General features: G+C 47.5%; 14 protein-coding genes. 12 read left to right on the top strand and 2 right to left on the bottom strand.

What is annotated here, in order from left to right; all coding sequences use genetic code 11:
• Positions 1–48: 48 nt before the first annotated feature.
• Positions 49–795, top strand: coding sequence for a photosystem P840 reaction-center cytochrome c-551 (locus CR164_RS09455; protein WP_110023742.1), 747 nt, complete (start codon positions 49–51; stop codon positions 793–795).
• A gap of 142 nt (positions 796–937) precedes the next feature.
• Here CR164_RS09455 and queF read toward each other — a convergent pair whose 3' ends face one another.
• Entirely contained in the window at positions 938–1,291 is a 354-nt protein-coding gene (gene queF / locus CR164_RS09450; RefSeq protein ID WP_110023741.1) for a preQ(1) synthase, read from the bottom strand.
• Positions 1,292–1,437: 146 nt separating this feature from the next.
• Between queF and CR164_RS09445 the strand changes: the two genes are divergently transcribed.
• The 9 genes from CR164_RS09445 to CR164_RS09405 all read left to right on the top strand — a co-directional run bounded on the left by CR164_RS09445 (position 1,438) and on the right by CR164_RS09405 (position 11,277).
• Entirely contained in the window at positions 1,438–2,139 is a 702-nt protein-coding gene (locus CR164_RS09445; RefSeq protein WP_110023740.1) for a class I SAM-dependent methyltransferase, read from the top strand.
• Positions 2,132–2,962 (top strand): DUF4905 domain-containing protein, encoded by an 831-nt coding sequence (locus CR164_RS09440; protein WP_161953512.1) that lies wholly within the window; start codon positions 2,132–2,134, stop codon positions 2,960–2,962. The genes CR164_RS09445 and CR164_RS09440 overlap by 8 nt, the downstream gene beginning before the upstream one ends.
• The gene (locus tag CR164_RS09435; RefSeq protein WP_110023738.1) at positions 2,959–3,966 is read left to right on the top strand and encodes a tyrosine recombinase XerC; all 1,008 of its coding nucleotides are present in this window, start codon (positions 2,959–2,961) and stop codon (positions 3,964–3,966) included. The genes CR164_RS09440 and CR164_RS09435 overlap by 4 nt, the downstream gene beginning before the upstream one ends.
• A gap of 73 nt (positions 3,967–4,039) precedes the next feature.
• Entirely contained in the window at positions 4,040–4,369 is a 330-nt protein-coding gene (gene hpf, locus CR164_RS09430; protein WP_110023737.1) for a ribosome hibernation-promoting factor, HPF/YfiA family, read from the top strand.
• Between the two features lie 69 nt (positions 4,370–4,438).
• Positions 4,439–5,458, top strand: coding sequence for an HPr(Ser) kinase/phosphatase (hprK, locus tag CR164_RS09425; protein ID WP_110023736.1), 1,020 nt, complete (start codon positions 4,439–4,441; stop codon positions 5,456–5,458).
• A gap of 49 nt (positions 5,459–5,507) precedes the next feature.
• On the top strand, positions 5,508–7,217 hold the full coding sequence (locus CR164_RS09420; RefSeq protein WP_239994531.1) for a peptide-binding protein: 1,710 nt from the start codon (positions 5,508–5,510) through the stop codon (positions 7,215–7,217).
• 149 nt (positions 7,218–7,366) lie between these two features.
• On the top strand, positions 7,367–8,332 hold the full coding sequence (locus tag CR164_RS09415; protein WP_110023734.1) for an ABC transporter permease: 966 nt from the start codon (positions 7,367–7,369) through the stop codon (positions 8,330–8,332).
• 32 nt (positions 8,333–8,364) lie between these two features.
• A complete protein-coding gene (ruvB, locus tag CR164_RS09410; RefSeq protein ID WP_110023733.1) occupies positions 8,365–9,396 on the top strand; it encodes a Holliday junction branch migration DNA helicase RuvB in 1,032 nt (343 codons plus the stop codon).
• 156 nt (positions 9,397–9,552) lie between these two features.
• A complete protein-coding gene (locus CR164_RS09405; RefSeq protein WP_110023732.1) occupies positions 9,553–11,277 on the top strand; it encodes a tetratricopeptide repeat protein in 1,725 nt (574 codons plus the stop codon).
• Positions 11,278–11,401: 124 nt separating this feature from the next.
• Here the strand turns inward: CR164_RS09405 and nifJ are convergent, their stop codons facing one another.
• Positions 11,402–14,944 carry a pyruvate:ferredoxin (flavodoxin) oxidoreductase gene (gene nifJ / locus CR164_RS09400; RefSeq protein WP_110023731.1) on the bottom strand — a complete coding sequence of 1,181 codons (3,543 nt, stop codon included), beginning with the start codon at positions 14,942–14,944 and terminating at the stop codon, positions 11,402–11,404.
• 235 nt (positions 14,945–15,179) lie between these two features.
• Between nifJ and rlmB the strand changes: the two genes are divergently transcribed.
• Complete coding sequence (gene rlmB, locus CR164_RS09395; protein ID WP_110023730.1) at positions 15,180–15,911, top strand: 23S rRNA (guanosine(2251)-2'-O)-methyltransferase RlmB; 732 nt, start codon at positions 15,180–15,182, stop codon at positions 15,909–15,911.
• 284 nt (positions 15,912–16,195) lie between these two features.
• A complete protein-coding gene (gene gcvH / locus CR164_RS09390; RefSeq protein WP_110023729.1) occupies positions 16,196–16,576 on the top strand; it encodes a glycine cleavage system protein GcvH in 381 nt (126 codons plus the stop codon).
• The last annotated feature ends 3 nt before the right edge of the window (positions 16,577–16,579 follow it).

Below are 16,579 nucleotides of genomic sequence, written 5' to 3'. Positions count from 1 at the left end.
AATTTTTAAAATTATTCGTAAACCGCTAACACCAAATTTTTAGCTGTCATGGATAACAAATCAAATGGTAAGCTTTATGCACTAGCCATTGGTGGTGCCGTATTGATGGGTGTATTGTTCTTCTTTACATCGTTTTTGACAGGTTATCAAACACCTGCTGAGAATATCTCCCCGATCCTGACCCCACTGAAGTCGTTTATGGGGTGGTTTCTCCTGATCTTTTTCGCTTCTCTGATCATCTGGGGACTCGGCAAGATGTCTGCAAGGGTTAGCGATAGATGGGTTGTGAGCATGCCCGTCAGCATTTTTGTTATTGTTGCTGTGATGTTCATCAGCCTCGAAGTTGTGTGGGAAAAAGGCCGTACAACCACCATGGAAGGCAAATATATCCGTACGGTAAGGCAGCTCGATGCATTCAATGAAGGTGAAGATTTCGAAAATATCGAGGATCAACCCGTTGAAGAAGAAACTGCTGCTGTGGAGGAAGAGGTTATCGAAGAAGCAGTTAGCAGCGAAGGTGAAGTTGCGGTGGTTGAAGAAACTGTCAAAACTGAAGAGACTGTCAAAACCGAGCAGGTTGCGATGGCCGGTAAAGATCTTGCTGCTGCAAATAAGCTGTTCCAGAGAAAATGTACAAGGTGCCATGCAATCAAATCCGTCGAGGTCAAGCTTGGTGAGTACAGAAAGAAAGGCGAGACAGAAAAAATTGTCCTGGAAATGAAAGCTGTACCGAACTCCGGTATCAGAAAGAAAGATGTTCAGACTTTGATCGACTACATCAATGCCAATTATTAGTACATGGATTAGCTATAGATTGATTAGATGTGATGATAGTGAAAAAACCCCGGAGTCCTGCTCCGGGGTTTTTTATGATACAGTATTTGGCAACAAATCGCCAGCTTTCGACATTGCCGCTACCAATGCATCAATGCCGGTTTTATTGTTGCTGTGAGCTATAAGAAGCCGTTACGGTTTCAGTGATTCCACCTCTCGCTTTCCACTCTGTCTTCACGGTCAGTTCCCTTGGCTCGAGTACTTCGATCATATGATCAAGAATAGTGTTCGTGATATTTTCATAGAAAATACCGGCATTGCGAAATTCGAGATAATAGTATTTCAATGATTTGAGCTCGACACAGGATTTATCCGGGATGTAACGGATCGTGATGGTCCCGAAGTCAGGTAGCCCTGTTTTCGGACAGACCGATGTGAATTCAGGATTCACTATTTCAATCGTGTAGTTTCTGTCAGGAAACTGGTTGTCGAATACTTCGAGGAGTTCTTTTTTCATGTGTAGCTGTTTTTACGTTTCCGATTCTCTGTTATGATACGTTTTGTGAGTTTTCGGGTTAAAATAGAATTCTCTCTTTGATTTTCCGTACATTCAAGCTTTCTGCAATGAACGAATAAAAATAAGCTTTTGATTGCCACCGAAACATGATAGGGACGGAACAGAACATGGCGGCTGTTTTTGATGAGTTGTCGAAAGAGTACGATCTCGAAACAAACCATTATACCATTGTGGACAAGGCGTTCACGTTCGTTAGTGTACGTGACAGTTATGCCTTGCTTGACAGAATATCCCCTGAGGATTTCGTCAAAGATGAACAAATGCCATACTGGGCGGAAATATGGCCGGCAGCCGTAACACTTTCGGAATTTATTGTGGACGAGCTTGCTGTTGGCGAGAAGAAAATCATTGAAATCGGGGCAGGTGTCGGTGTGGCGAGCGTTGTCGCTGCATCAAGAGGGGCTGATGTGCTTTCAACGGACTATTCCTTAGAGGCTCTTCGCTTTATACAACTGAATTCATTGAAAAATGATGTTTCGCTGGACACGGCGCAGCTTGATTGGCGGTGTATTCATCTGCAGGATCGTTTCGATGTGCTCTTTGCCGCCGATGTATTGTATGAAAGAGTGAATTTACTGCCTATCGTGCATGCTGTCGATAAACTGGTCAAGCCGGAAGGATGCGCCTATATTGCCGATCCAAGAAGAAGGCTCGCCGAGCAGTTTCTCGACCTTGCATTCGAAAACGGGTTTTCCGTTACCAGCTATGCCAGGAGTTTCAGTAAGGGCAAACAGGTCATACCGGTCAATATTTACAGATTGTCTAAATCCATTGAAGATAATGCCTGAACAAAGTGTTCCTCTTTGGCGGTATTTACCTTCCGGGAATGCCCGGTTATGGCGGATTATGTTTCTCGAACCGGACCTGCTTGTCTGCGAAAACCGGCTGCAAGAAGTCGGTAAAACAAGTTTTACCTGTCTTTCACTCGCATCCGGCAAAGAAATTCTCAAGGACTTTTCACTTAGTGATCATGTTCAGGGGATGATCGGGGAGAGCTGTATGACCGGTCTTGAAACTGTAAGAGGCAATCTATTCTATATTCATGGTTACCAGGACAACAGTCCGGAGCACAAGGGGATCTGGGCTGTGGATCCTCGTAAGGCAGATGTGGTCTGGGCCAGACCCGAAGCGGCTTTTGTCGCGAACCTCGATGACGGCATGCTGGTTTACGCGGCAGGGTCTTTCGCAGGATTTCCTGAAAGAAGCTATTTTCTGCTCGATTTCAAGAGCGGGGAAGTCCTCGAGACTATTGGCGACGATGCGGCAAAAGCAAACAAAATGCGCATGGGAGCGTTAAGCGATGAAGCTTTGCAGAAAATCGAACTTCCCGTGATGCAGAATCCCGGCGGTACGGGGGCCGGCTCGCTCGTCGAGGGTTTTTATGAATCTATCGAGCATGACCGTCTGCTTGTTACCGTTACCCATTCTCCTGCAGAAGATGGTAAAACGTTCGATGCAACTATCGAGGCGTTTCGCGACAGTATCAAGGTATACGAAGATACCCTTGCCAGTCGTACAACGGTTCCCTCTGTGAATTATTTTTTGCTTCGTGGCGTTATATTATACTATATCCGAGGTATGAATGAACTGATCTCCGTGCGTCTTCAATGAAAAAAAAGGAGAAACCAGCAGCTTCCGAAGCAAATGCAACATACCGTGGTCTCGATGCTTTTCTTGATTACATGAGAGGGCAGAGGCAGTATTCGGCGCATACCTGCAAGGCTTACCGAAAAGATCTTTCACAGTTTTACGATTTCCTTGCCGATCATTACGGCAGCAAAGATACATTGGATAGAGACCCCGGATCGGTTACAGTACTCGATGTCCGTCTTTTTCTCGGATATTTGCTGCGAGAGGGTTTACAGCCTAAATCCATTGCGAGAAAGCTGGCAGCGGTCAAAAGTTTTTATAATTTTCTTCTTGAAACCGGTGCGGTGAAGGTTTCGATTCCAGCACAGGTTTCCACTCCCCGTTTCAACAAAAACGTTCCCGGCTTTCTCAATGAAGAGCAGACAGTGAGTCTTTTCGAAGAGATTCTCGTTTCATCTGTTCCTCCTGTTACCGGTTCTCGGAAAAAGGATGATCATGCAGAGCGGTTTACCTTGAGCCGGGACAGGGCGATGCTTGAAATTCTCTATGGTTGTGGGCTGCGTATATCGGAGCTTGTCGGCCTCGAGCACGAACATGTCAACCTCGAACAGGGCTTCATGAGAATAACAGGTAAGGGAAATAAACAACGTATAGTGCCACTGGGGAGCCATGCAGCAAAGGCACTGAAAAATTATTTTGAAGTCAGACGAAACTTCTTTAGAATAAAAAATAAGGGGAATCCCGACACCGCATATGTTTTTGTAACAAAAAAAGGTACGGGTATTTATCCTGTTCTTGTTCAGAGAGTTACAAAAAAATATTTGTCGGCGGTCACGGAGCTCAAGTATAAAAATCCACATGTTCTGCGACATAGTTTCGCAACGCACATGCTGAACAACGGGGCTGATCTGAAAAGTGTAAGCGAGATGCTGGGCCACACCAATCTTACCACTACGGAAATATACACGCATGTAACCTTTGGGAGGGTGAGGGAAGTCTATGAGAAAGCCCATCCAAGGGCATGAACATCCAGGTACTTGAGTTTTCCCTAATGTTCTTTTCTGTTTTTCATACATATTTTTTAAAAGGAGGGTGTCTATGGCAAGGACGGAAGTAAAAGAAGCGGTAAACATACAGGTTACCTTACGACATACAAATAACCATCGTGAAATAGAGCAATATGCACGTGATGCCGTTCAGGCGTTGGACAAGGTCTTTTCGGGTATTGTCAACTGTCATGTAGTGCTCGACCATCAGAAAAACGACTTTGAGAAAAACAAGCTTGCGGAAATAACGGTCCACATTCCTCAGAACGTTCTTGTTGCCAAAGAAGCGGCGGCAAAGTATGAGCAGGCAATCGACAGTTGTGTGGATTCACTGGGGAGACAGTTGAGGAAACATAAGGAAAAGCTGCAGAATCACAGGTAATTTTCAAGCAACAGGGCCGGAGATCCGGCCCTGTTGTTCTTTGATGCACCTCTTAGCTTGTTTACTACCATGAACTTTGATCAAAAAGGCTTGAAAAGGCGGTCGATGACCGTTGAGTATTTTATTGAAAATATCAACAAGAGCATCGATATAAAGCTTCGTCGGTTGAACAGTGTCGATGAGCAAAAAAGACGTATTTACGATAGGGATCTTCACCGTCCAGGTCTCGCGCTGGCGGGATTCACCAATCTCTTTACCTACAAAAGGGTTCAGATTCTCGGTAATACCGAGACAAGATTTCTCAACCAACTCGATGACAAGACGAGGATAAAAGCGTTTGAAAATATCGTCAAGTATAAAGTTCCATGCATCATTCTTACAAGCAACAACAAGCTGGATCCGGTTTTGCTCGATATGGCTACAGATGCCGGTATTGCAGTTTTGGCCACGCGGAACGCTTCTACAAAAACCATTTTTCTGATTACCGATTTTCTTGTTGATCGATTTTCGGTTTATCAGCAGTATCATGGTTCAATGGTCGATGTATACGGGGTTGGCGTTTTCCTGGTTGGAAAAAGTGGTCTTGGAAAGTCGGAAGTCGCCCTTGACCTGGTTGAGCGAGGACATCGGCTGGTTGCTGACGATGCGGTTGTTATCAACAGGAAAGGAGAGAAAGTATTGATCGCTTCGAGAAATAACATCATCGACCATTTTATGGAAATTCGCGGTCTTGGTGTGGTCGACGTAAGAGCTGCTTTTGGTATAAGGGCGATCAGGGAAAAAAAGGTTGTGCAGGTAGTTGTTGAACTGCTGGAATGGAATGAAGGAATAGACTACGAACGTTTGGGGCTCGATACCAAAACAACAAGAATTCTCGGTGTCGAGGTACCGCTGGTTCAATTACCTATCAATCCGGGTAAAAATATTACCGTGATCATCGAGGTTGTCGCTCTCAACTATCTGCTGCAGCAACACTCGGGGTATGTGGCGGCAGAAGCTCTTGAGGACAGGATTAAAAGATCGATCGATGGGGAGTCAATGCTAAGCACCCGGTTTGGCAGTAACTATTTTGCAAAAGACTATGAATAGAAAAATAAGCATGAGAGGTATTGCCGTCATTTCTGTATTGTTTGCTGTGATGTTTGCAGGCTGTTCCGGAAAAGGACGAGTCAGTGGTTCCTCCGCTGGTGATTCGACGCTGGTGATTGCCATGCTTGGTGATGCCAACTATCTCAATCCGGTTATCGGAGCTTCGGTGACGTCGCGCAACGTGTACGGTCTTCTTTATCCGGGCCTGCTGAAAAGTGAGTTCGATACGACATCAGGTCTCTTGAACTTTGTGGCTCTCGAAAAAAAGCTGAGAGAAAGTGCTGAACATGGTTCCGGTAAGAAAACAGCAGGAGCTCTTGCCAGAACCTGGAAGATGAGCGAAGACCATCGTTCGATAACGTATATGCTGAGAAGTGATGCACGTTGGAATGACGGTACTCCTATTACATCTCATGATTTCAAGTTCACGTATGAACTGTACGCTAACCCTGTTATTGCAAGTCCTCGTCAGCAGTATCTCGCCGAGCTTATCGGCGCAGAAAAAGGAGAAATTGATTTCGACAAAGCAATCGAAACGCCTGATGACACGACTTTGGTGTTCAACTTTTACAAACCGGTTCCTGAGCAACTGGCTTTGTTCCATACTACTCTGACTCCGCTTCCAAAACATGTGTGGAAAGAGGTTCCGCCACAGGAGTTCAGGCATTCACCACTCAACCAGGACCCGCTTGGTGCAGGCCCTTATGTGCTTCAGGATTGGCAGAAGCAGCAGCAGATTGTTCTGGCTTCAAATCCGATGAGCAATCTTCCCAAGCCCGGTACTATCCCGCGTATCATGTTCAGAATCGTGCCTGATTATACCGTACGTCTCGCACAGTTGCAAACCGGGGCAGTAGACGTTGTCGAAAACATAAAACCTGAAGATTTTGACGGGCTCGAAGCCGCAAAAGCCGCTGTGGAAATAAAGCCAGTCGGTCTTCGCGTTTATGACTATGTCGGGTGGTCGAATATTGATCGTAATGCGTATCATCAAGATGGTACCATAAAACCGCACCCTTTGTTCGGCTCGGCAACGGTTCGGCGAGCTTTGACTCTGGCGATCGATAGGCAGTCCATTCTCGACGGTTATCTCGGGGAGTACGGGGTGGTTGCAAGCACCGATATATCTCCCTCTTTGAAATGGGCTTACAACGATGCGGTTGTTCCTTATTCCTATGATCCCGCTGAATCCATCAGGCTTTTGGAAAAAGAGGGATGGATGCCAGGGCCTGATGGTATCCGGGAGAAAAACGGCAGGAAGTTCAGTTTTGTTCTTTTTACCAATGCCGGGAATGAACGAAGGAATTTTGCAAGTGTCATCATTCAGCAAAATCTCAGGGAGATCGGTATCGATTGTCAGCTCGATGTTCAGGAGTCGAATGTCTTTTTTGAAAATCTGCGTTTGCGAAAAATCGATGCCTGGATGGCCGGATGGTCCATCGGACTTGAAATCGACCCTCTTGACAGCTGGGGTTCCGATCTGGAAAAAAGCCGTTTCAATTTTACCGGTTACCAAAATCCGAAGATCGATGAGCTTTGTGAGCTAGCCAAAGCCGAGCTGAATCCGCTTGATGCAAGACCTTACTGGATGGAGTACCAAGAGATTCTGCATCATGATCAGCCGACGACTTTTCTTTACTGGATAAAAGAGACTCAAGGGTTCAACAAACGGATAGAAGGTGAAGAGCTCAATATACTCAGTACCTTCTACAACATCGACGATTGGACGCTTTCTCCGTCCGCAAGCGTTGCGGAGTAGGGGAGGAAAGGCAAAGGTTAAAAGTGAGAAGGTAAAAGTCAAAAGGGGGATGGAAAATGATGGATGTGGGATCAATGTTGTATACTATTTGTTGTTGTTACAGGGGTGGCGTGACGGCTTTCTCTTACGAATCACGAATCAACTAACCGATGCTTGTCTACATATTGCGCCGTTTGCTGGTTGCCATACCGCTGGTATTCGGTGTTTTGACTCTGACATTTTTCATTATCAGGCTGGCGCCCGGTGATCCTGCTGCCATGTTTATACAGCCCGGGATCAGTCCTAAAGTTGCCGACCAGATTCGTGAACAGTACGGATTGAATGATCCGGTGTTTATCCAGTATATTAAATGGCTTGGAAGTGTGCTTCAGGGAGACTTTGGGCGCAGTTTCAGCCGTGCGCAGCAGCCTGTTTTCGATGTTATAGCGCAGGCGTTGCCGGTTACCATCACTATCGCCCTGCTTACTCTGGTAGCAAACTTTATTCTCGGTATCGTTATCGGGGTTGTTTCAGCAGTCAAGCAAAACAGCTTTCTCGACAGATTCCTGACGGTGGGTGCACTTTTTTTTTACTCGATGCCCGAGTTCTGGTTTGCCTTGATGATGATCATTGTTTTTGCGCTCAAGTTGCCGATTTTTCCGGTGTCGGGTCTTAACGAAATCGGGGCAGAATCTTATGGCCCGTTCAGGTTTATGCTGGACAGGATATGGCATCTCGTGCTACCGGTTACGGTATTGAGTATTAACGGTGCCGCCGGTATCGCCCGTTATGTTCGAGGCAGTATGCTCGAGGTGATACGTCAGGATTATATCCGGACAGCGAGGGCGAAAGGGTTGCCCGAAAAAGTGGTGATCGTGCGTCATGCTCTTCGCAATGCACTTTTGCCGGTCATTACCCTGATGGGCGGATCGTTGCCGTTCATTTTCAGTGGGGCACTGTTTATCGAGGTTATTTTTGCTTTTCCCGGCATGGGCCGCGTAACGGTAGAGGCTATTTTTGCCCGCGATTATCCGTTGATCATCGCAAATACTTTTATATCCGGCACGTTGATTATTATGGGTAATCTCATTGCGGATGTGCTTTATGCCGTCGTTGATCCGAGGATCAAGCTTTAATCAGTTATTTAAAACCTTTTTCTGTTGTTGCCGTGCGAGATGAATTGTTGAATACCCCTGCCAATTCTGCGGAGGAAAAATTTGAAGAGCAGATTCGCCCTGTCCAGCTCGATGATTTTACCGGGCAGCCACGTCTTACAGAGAATCTGCGCATATTTATAGCAGCAGCAAGGAAAAGGGGGGAAGCTCTCGACCACGTTCTGTTTTCCGGTCCGCCCGGTCTTGGAAAAACAACGCTTGCACATATCATTGCCGCGGAACTTGGCGGAGGGATAAAAGTGTCGTCCGGTCCGTTGCTCGATAAACCCGGGAACCTTGCCGGTATCCTTACGAGTCTTAACAAAGGGGATGTTCTTTTTATCGATGAGATCCACCGGCTGACTCCAGCTGTCGAAGAGTATCTATATTCCGCTATGGAGGATTTTCGTATCGATATTCTACTCGAGAGTGGTCCCTCGGCACGTGCCGTGCAATTGAAGCTCGAACCGTTTACCCTGGTTGGCGCGACAACCAGGGCAGGAATGCTGACCTCTCCTCTCCGAGCCCGTTTTGGGATATCCAGCCGCCTGGATTATTACTCTTCCGAAGTTCTTGAACGGATTATCGTCCGAACTGCAACAATCCTCGGGGTTGCCATCGAGGGGAGTGCAGCGGCGGAAATCGCCGGACGTTCTCGAGGAACTCCCCGTATTGCAAATCGTCTACTCAAGCGTGCCCGTGACTTCGCCCAGGTTGCCGATGCTCCCGTCATTTCGACTGAAATCGCCCGAAAAACTCTTGCGGCACTTGAAATCGATGACGATGGTCTCGATGATATGGATAAGAAAATCATGCTGACCCTGATTGAAAAATTTGACGGCGGTCCAGTCGGTATATCCTCTCTGGCTGTTTCTGTTGGTGAGGAGCAAGATACGATCGAGGAAGTGTATGAGCCGTATCTTATCCAGACAGGGTTCATTTCGAGGACTCCCAGGGGAAGGGTGGCGACGAAAAATGCTTATTTGAAGTTCACCGGTTCTTACCCTGGCTCGCAAGGTGACGGGCCCTTATTCGGGAACAAGTAGCAAGGATTATTGACAATGCAATCGTGAATAATGTGAGAATCCGTTTAGTTTTTTCTTTCGGTCATCTTTCAGGCTTGATCCGGAGATCGAGTTGAAAAGAAGACCGTCTATATTTTCCTGCGAATTACGAATCAACGTTTATCCGAGCCTGATACCATGAATGCACCTATTCGTTTTGTTGTTCTTTCGCTGTTTCTCGCCGGTTTCGTTTTTACCGGGTGTACGGGTAGTGCATCTGTGGGAAAAACAAGTCAGGCTCCCGACGATTCCCTTGCCGATCGGTCGAGAGACCTTTTTGTCGAAGGATCACTCTCGACGGTCAGCGGTGATTATCAAACTGCAATTACGCAGTTTCGAAAGATTTTGGCTGCAGAACCTGAAAATGCAGCGGTGCATTTCTCTCTTTCAAAAGCATATGTGGCGTTGGCTTTACCGGATTCTGCAAAACATTATGCGGAAAAGGCCGTCGAGTATAATGCTTCAAACAGGTATTACCGGCACCTGCTTGCAGGAATCTACTTCGATATGAAGATGTTCTCCGATGCCGCCATGCAATTTGAAAAGCTTGTGGAAACCGAACCTTCGGATACACGCAGTCTTTTTTTTCTTGCGCATGCATACCTTGCGGATGAAAAGCATGAAAAAGCGTTGGAGACTTTTGCGCGCATCCTGCAATTCGACCCCTCTAATGAAAACGCTCAGGTTCAGTCGCTATGGCTTGAACTGAAGCTGAAGCGTTACGGTGCGGCGATTCACAGCCTGGAAAGCATGATGGATGCAAACGGCTCTAACGACAAGCTCCAACTGACACTTGGGGAGCTCTATCTGCAATCCGGTAAACCGGCAAAAGCTCTGCAGATATTCCGGGAAATGATTGCGGAAACACCTTCGTTTGTTCCTGCTTGGATAGCTCTTTTCGAGACGTATATCGAGCAGGGGGAGCGAGAACTGTTTTTGACGGAGTTAAGGAGATTTTATGCTGTCGATGAAATTGAGTTTTCGAAGAAAATAGAAGCGGTGAAACTATTCATGCTCAGGGCGGAAAACGAACCATCCTATAGTGAGCATGTTCACACGATGGTGGATGAACTGGCGGCATTTCAGACAGGTGAGCCTTCTGTTTATGTTCTGAGGGGGATGTCTCTGCGTGTTCAGGGAAAGTACGATCAGGCACAAGAGGATTTTCAAAAAGCTCTTGAACTGAATCCTGAAAATCTTTTTGCCTGGGAGGAACTTGCCTCGACATATATGCTTCAGGAACGATATCACAATGTTTCTGATACTGTTTCACAGGCAAAGAAGCGTGCCGGGCGCTCGTCACTGCGTCTCGAGGTTTTTGACGGGTATGCACTTTTCCGGTCCGGTTCCTATCTGAAATCGGCGAGGGTGCTCGAGAAAGCCCGTAACTATGAGAAGCAGGAAACTCCTTCATGGCTGCTTGTTCAAGCACACATTACCCGCGCAATGGCTTATGATAAGTTGAAAAAACCGGAAAAAAGCATCGAAGCGTACAATGATGTTCTTGGGATCGATCCGGAAAATGCATTGGCTTTGAACAATCTGGCTTATCTCTATGCCGAAAGAGAGGAAAATCTCGATGAGGCGATGCAATATGCGAAGCAAGCTGTCGATACAGAGCCCGAAAATCCGGTTTTCCTCGATACGCTCGGGTGGCTGTATTATAAAACCGGTAATTATCAGAAAGCACGTGAAATCATTGAAATAGCGCTTTCCATGGAGCCCAATGAGCCTGAAATTTACGAACATCTTGCGGAAATCTACCGGGCATTGGGAGAGCCTGTTAAAGCGGAGGAGTACCTCAATAAAGCAGATCAGTTGAGACAGAAGGATGCAAGTCAAGAACCAAAGGGAAAAAGTTAAAAGGGAGAAGGTAAAAGAGAGGGTAGTAGGTAACAGGTAATGGGAAATAGGGAAATTAAAAAAAGGGTGCATCGAGAAAATCGAGCACCCTTTTGCTTTTTACCCGGTATGTAAAACCCTGAAATTAATCGTTTTCGAATTTTCTTGAAGCGAGGTACTCGTATGTTGCATAGCGGGCGTCGACCTCTTGCTGTATTTCAACGAAAAACTCTTTTGCCAGGTCAGGATGGCTTTTCTTGAGCATACGGAAACGGTTTTCCATGTTCAGGAACTGCTCGACAGGAATTTTCGGTTTTTTCGAATCGAGAATCAATGGATTCTTGCCTTCTTTTCTTCTGTCCGGGTTGTAACGGTAAAGTAGCCAGTGCCCTGAATCAACGGCGGCTTTCTGGTGTTCCATGCCGATAGCCATATCTATGCCGTGAGCTATGCAGTGAGAGTAAGCAATGATGACCGATGGGCCGTCATATGCTTCGGCTTCGAGGAATGCTTTTACCGTGTGCTCGTCCCTCGAACCAAGTGCTACGCTGGCGACATAAGCGGTGCCGTAGGTCATGGAGATCATTCCAAGATCTTTTTTCTGCAAAGGACGTCCTGCTGCGGCGAACTTCGCGACAGCTGCTTTCGGGGTAGCCTTGGATGACTGACCACCTGTATTGGAATATACTTCGGTGTCGAGTACCAGAAGATTGACATTTTCTGCGCCTGCAGTGACGTGGTCGACTCCGCTGTAGCCGATGTCGTAAGCCCAGCCGTCTCCGCCGATACCCCAGACGCTTTTCTTGACCAGCATGTCGGCCACTCCGAGCAGGTTCGCCGCTTCGGGGCGGTCAATGCCTGCAAGTTTTTCTTTCAGAACTTTTACCCTTTTACGTTGCTCGAAGATTGCCGGTTCGTTTTCCTGTGTGGCTTCGAGGATTTCGGTTGAAAGGGTTTCCCCTATCTCGGCTGAAAGCTCTTTTACCAGTTCTTCAGCATATTCTTTCTGCTTGTTGATCGAAATCCTGAATCCCATGGCAAACTCGGCTGTATCTTCGAACAGCGAGTTCGACCATGTTGGTCCGAGGCCGTCAGGGGTTGTACAGAATGGAGTTGTCGGCAGATTACCGCCATAAATGGACGAACAGCCTGTAGCGTTCCCGAGGACAAGCCTGTCACCGTAAAGCTGGGTCATGAGCTTTACGTAAGGTGTCTCACCGCAGCCGGCACAGGCTCCATTGAACTCGAACAGAGGCTGCTGCAACTGCTGTTCCCTGATGATACGGGGATTGATCCTGGACCGGTCGAATTCCGGAATGTTGATAAAGTAGTTCCAGTTGTCGATTTCATCCTCGCGGATCGGGGCCTGGAGATCCATGTTCAGGGCGTGACGTTCAGGATCTTTCTTGTCCCTTGCCGGGCAGATATGGGCACAGATTTCACAACCGGTACAATCTTCGACTGCTACCTGGATGGTATACTTCAGACCATCCCAGTTCTTGCCTTTTGCGTCGATGTACTTGAACGTCTTAGGGGCGTTCTCGAGATATTTCGGGTCGTATGCCTTGGAGCGGATAACGCCGTGCGGGCACATCAGTGCGCATTTGCCGCACTGGATACAAATATCCTTTTCCCAGACCGGAACCTTTTCTGCGAGGTTGCGTTTTTCGAATTTCGATGTGCCGACCGGGAATGTGCCGTCCGGAGGCATCTGGCTTACCGGTACGTTATCTCCTTCACCTGAAATGATTTTCGCCAGGGTGTTGCAGACAAACTCAGGAGCTTCACCCGAAATCGGAGGCCGCATGGCTTTTTTGCTGTCGGCAACCGACCCGAGAGGTACCTCGTGAAGATTTGATACAGAGTTCTCAACTGCCTGAATGTTCTGGTTGACTATATCGTCACCTTTCTTGCCGTAGGTTTCACGAATTGACTCTTTGATCTTGTCAATGGCTTCTTCACGGGGAAGTACACCGGAGATGGCAAAAAAGCACGCCTGCATGATCGTATTGATACGTTGACCCATGTGGCTTTCTTCAGCCACTTTGTAAGCGTCGATCGTATAGAGTTTCGCTTTTTTGTTTATCAGGTACTCCTGGACGAGTTTCGGCAGGTGATCCCAGAGTTCTTCCGGTGAGTAGTGAGAGTTCACCAAAAGTGTTCCACCTTCCTTGAGGTTTTTCACCAGATCGATCGATTCGAGGAAAATCCAGTGGTGGCAGCCGATAAAATGCGCGGTTGATACCTTGTAAGTCGATCTTATGGGATCGGGACCGAACCTGAGATGCGACACGGTAATCGAACCGGCTTTCTTGGAGTCGTAGACAAAGTAGCCCTGAGCATAGTTATCGGTGTTTTCACCGATAATCTTGATGGTGTTTTTGTTCGCGCCGACCGTACCGTCCGATCCAAGTCCATAGAACATAGCCCTGAAGACGTTTTCTTCCTCTATACAGAGGTTCTCATCGTAATCGAGGCTTGTATGTGTAACGTCGTCGGTAATGCCGACGGTAAAATGATTTTTCGGCTCTTCCTGTGCAAGGTTATCGAATATTGCCTTGACCATGGCGGGCGTGAACTCTTTCGATGAAAGGCCGTATCGCCCACCTATCACTTCGGGATGGTTTTCGTCCATACCTTCGTGAATGGCATTGACAACGTCGAGATAAAGAGGTTCTCCGGCACTGCCCGGTTCTTTCATACGGTCAAGTGCGGCAATGGATTTTACGGTTGACGGGAGTGCAGCCAGGAAGCGTTTCACATCAAACGGGCGGTAGAGGCGAACCTTGATCAAGCCGACTTTTTCGCCTTGGCGGTTCATGTATTCAACTGTTTCAAGTGCGGTTTCAGCGCCAGATCCCATCATGATAATGACCCGATCTGCATCCGGTGCACCGTAGTATTGGTAGAGCTTGTACTGACGTCCGGTCAGTTCTGCGAATTTGTCCATTGTTTTTTCTACAATGTCCGGGCAGGCATTGTAGAACGGGTTGACGGTTTCACGGCCCTGGAAGTAGACGTCCGGGTTCTGCGATGTTCCCCGAATGATCGGTACATCGGGTGACATCCGCCGGTTTCTATGGGCGATAACCAATTCGTCGTCTATCATGCTCTTGATCTGGTCATCGGGGAGCACTTCTATCTTGGTGATTTCGTGCGAGGTACGGAAACCGTCGAAGAAATGAAGGAACGGCACGCGTGACTCGAGCGTGGCTGCTTCGGCAATCAATCCAAGATCCATGACTTCCTGACCGGAACATGACGAGAGTAGTGCGAAACCTGTTCCGCGTACCGACATCACGTCGCCATGGTCACCAAAGATGGAAAGTGCCTGGCAGGCAAGTGAGCGTGCAGAGACGTGTATGGTACAGGGGCTTAGCTCTCCTGCGATCTTGTACATCGACGGGATCATGAGAAGCAATCCCTGAGCAGCGGTAAACGTTGTGGTCAAGGCTCCTGTCTGGACAGCGCCATGAACCGCAGCGGCAGCACCTGCTTCGCTCTGCATTTCATCTACCAGTGGGACGGTGCCCCAAACATTCGGGAGTCCTTCTGCAGCCCATGCGTCTGAATACTCTCCCATGTTCGAGGCCGGTGTAATAGGATATATTGAGATAACCTCGTTTGTACGATAGGCAACATAAGCCAGTGCTTCATTGCCTTCCAATGTCTTATAAATCCGACTCATTGTATAATAAAATAGAAAACAGGTTATTGTTGGCTGGACTTAACGTGTAACTGTATCAGGTATGTCGGAACGATTGATTCTCCTTCGAACCGAAAAAATAATCAAAGAATCAATATACATCATTTTAATTACATTTCGATATGATAAAGTTGTCGGCTGTTTGATTCCGGCGTCTGTAACCGGCTTACTTTTTTTAAGCCTTTTGTTTCATTGACTTTTTTCGAAGTTTATTTTCATGAATGATATCGTTTATGGCAGGAACGCTGTGCTCGAGCTGCTCGCTTCGAACCCTGAAAAGATCGAAAAGATCTACATGCAGTTCAATACAGGGCATCACAAGCTCAAAGAAATTCTCATTACATCCAAGCGTTCAAGGATTCCGACAGGTAAAGCACGCCTTGAAAAACTCAGTGAGATTGCAGGAACAAGCAAGCATCAGGGGGTTTGCGCACTGATTAGCACGATACGTTATTATCAACTCGATGAAATTCTTCAGAACCCTCGCAATACCAGTCCTTTGATCGTTGTTCTTCCCGGGTTGAACGATCCACATAATGTCGGGGCTATCATCCGCACTGCCGAAGCGGTTGCAGCCGATGCCGTCATACTGGTCGATGGCAAGGGTACCCCCGTCAATGCAGCAGTGCACAAGGCGTCGGCAGGAGCTGCTTCACACATGCGGTTATGTAAGGTGAGAAGTCTTGTTACCTGCCTCAAGATGTTTCGGGAAAAAGGGTTTCAGGTTATCGCCGCGGATATGCATGCGGAGAAAAACTACACGGATATTGATTTTAGACTTCCTTCGGTTTTGCTGATGGGGAGTGAAGGCGGGGGGCTTACACCTCATAGCCGTGAACAGTGTGACTGTCTTGTCCGCATACCGATGGCCGGGTGTGTCGAGTCATTGAATGTAAGCGTTTCGGCAGGGGTTTTGCTCTACGAAGCGATGCGCCAACGGCTGTTGTAGGGTGTCTTGAAAAACCTGCTGCGGTTTCCGATGGCTTCGTTGAGCGGTGCTTGGAATCCTCATGTACTCTGTGTACACTCCGGTTCCTGTGCTCCGTTCGTCTCGCTCTCGAAACTCTCGCGACGGTTTTTCCTGTTTTTTGTCGGTTGCCGACTGAGTACCGGAGACTGATTTCCGCGTAGCGTGAGCTGCCTCCCCATCTTTTGCCGGATGTAAAAAAATATTACCTTGGTTTTTTAATTGATCACTTTCAATCTCACTGAACAATTAAACAGCTTACGGCCATGAATTTCCCAGATGATCTCCGCTATACCAATGACCATGAATGGGTCAAAGTGCTTGAAGACGGAACAGTTCGTGTCGGAATAACCGATTTTGCCCAGTCCGAGCTGGGTGATGTTGTTTTTGTTGAAACAAAGCCCGTGGGCGCTTCCTTGAAGCAGCATGAGGTTTTCGGTACAGTCGAGGCCGTAAAAACCGTTGCCGACCTGTTTGCGCCGGTCGCTGGCTCAATCAAAGCGGTAAATGAAGCTCTCGATGCGGCGGAAGTCGTCAACACCAGTCCTTACGAAGAAGGCTGGATGATCGAGCTTACCGTGGATGATCCCGCGCAGCTCGAGGCATTGATGACGGCCGAGCAGTACAAAAAAACAGTCGGGGAGTAGAGC

It is taken from the genome of Prosthecochloris marina (assembly GCF_003182595.1).
GTDB lineage: Bacteria > Bacteroidota > Chlorobiia > Chlorobiales > Chlorobiaceae > Prosthecochloris > Prosthecochloris marina.
This window is presented reverse-complemented; position numbering and strand designations above follow the sequence as displayed.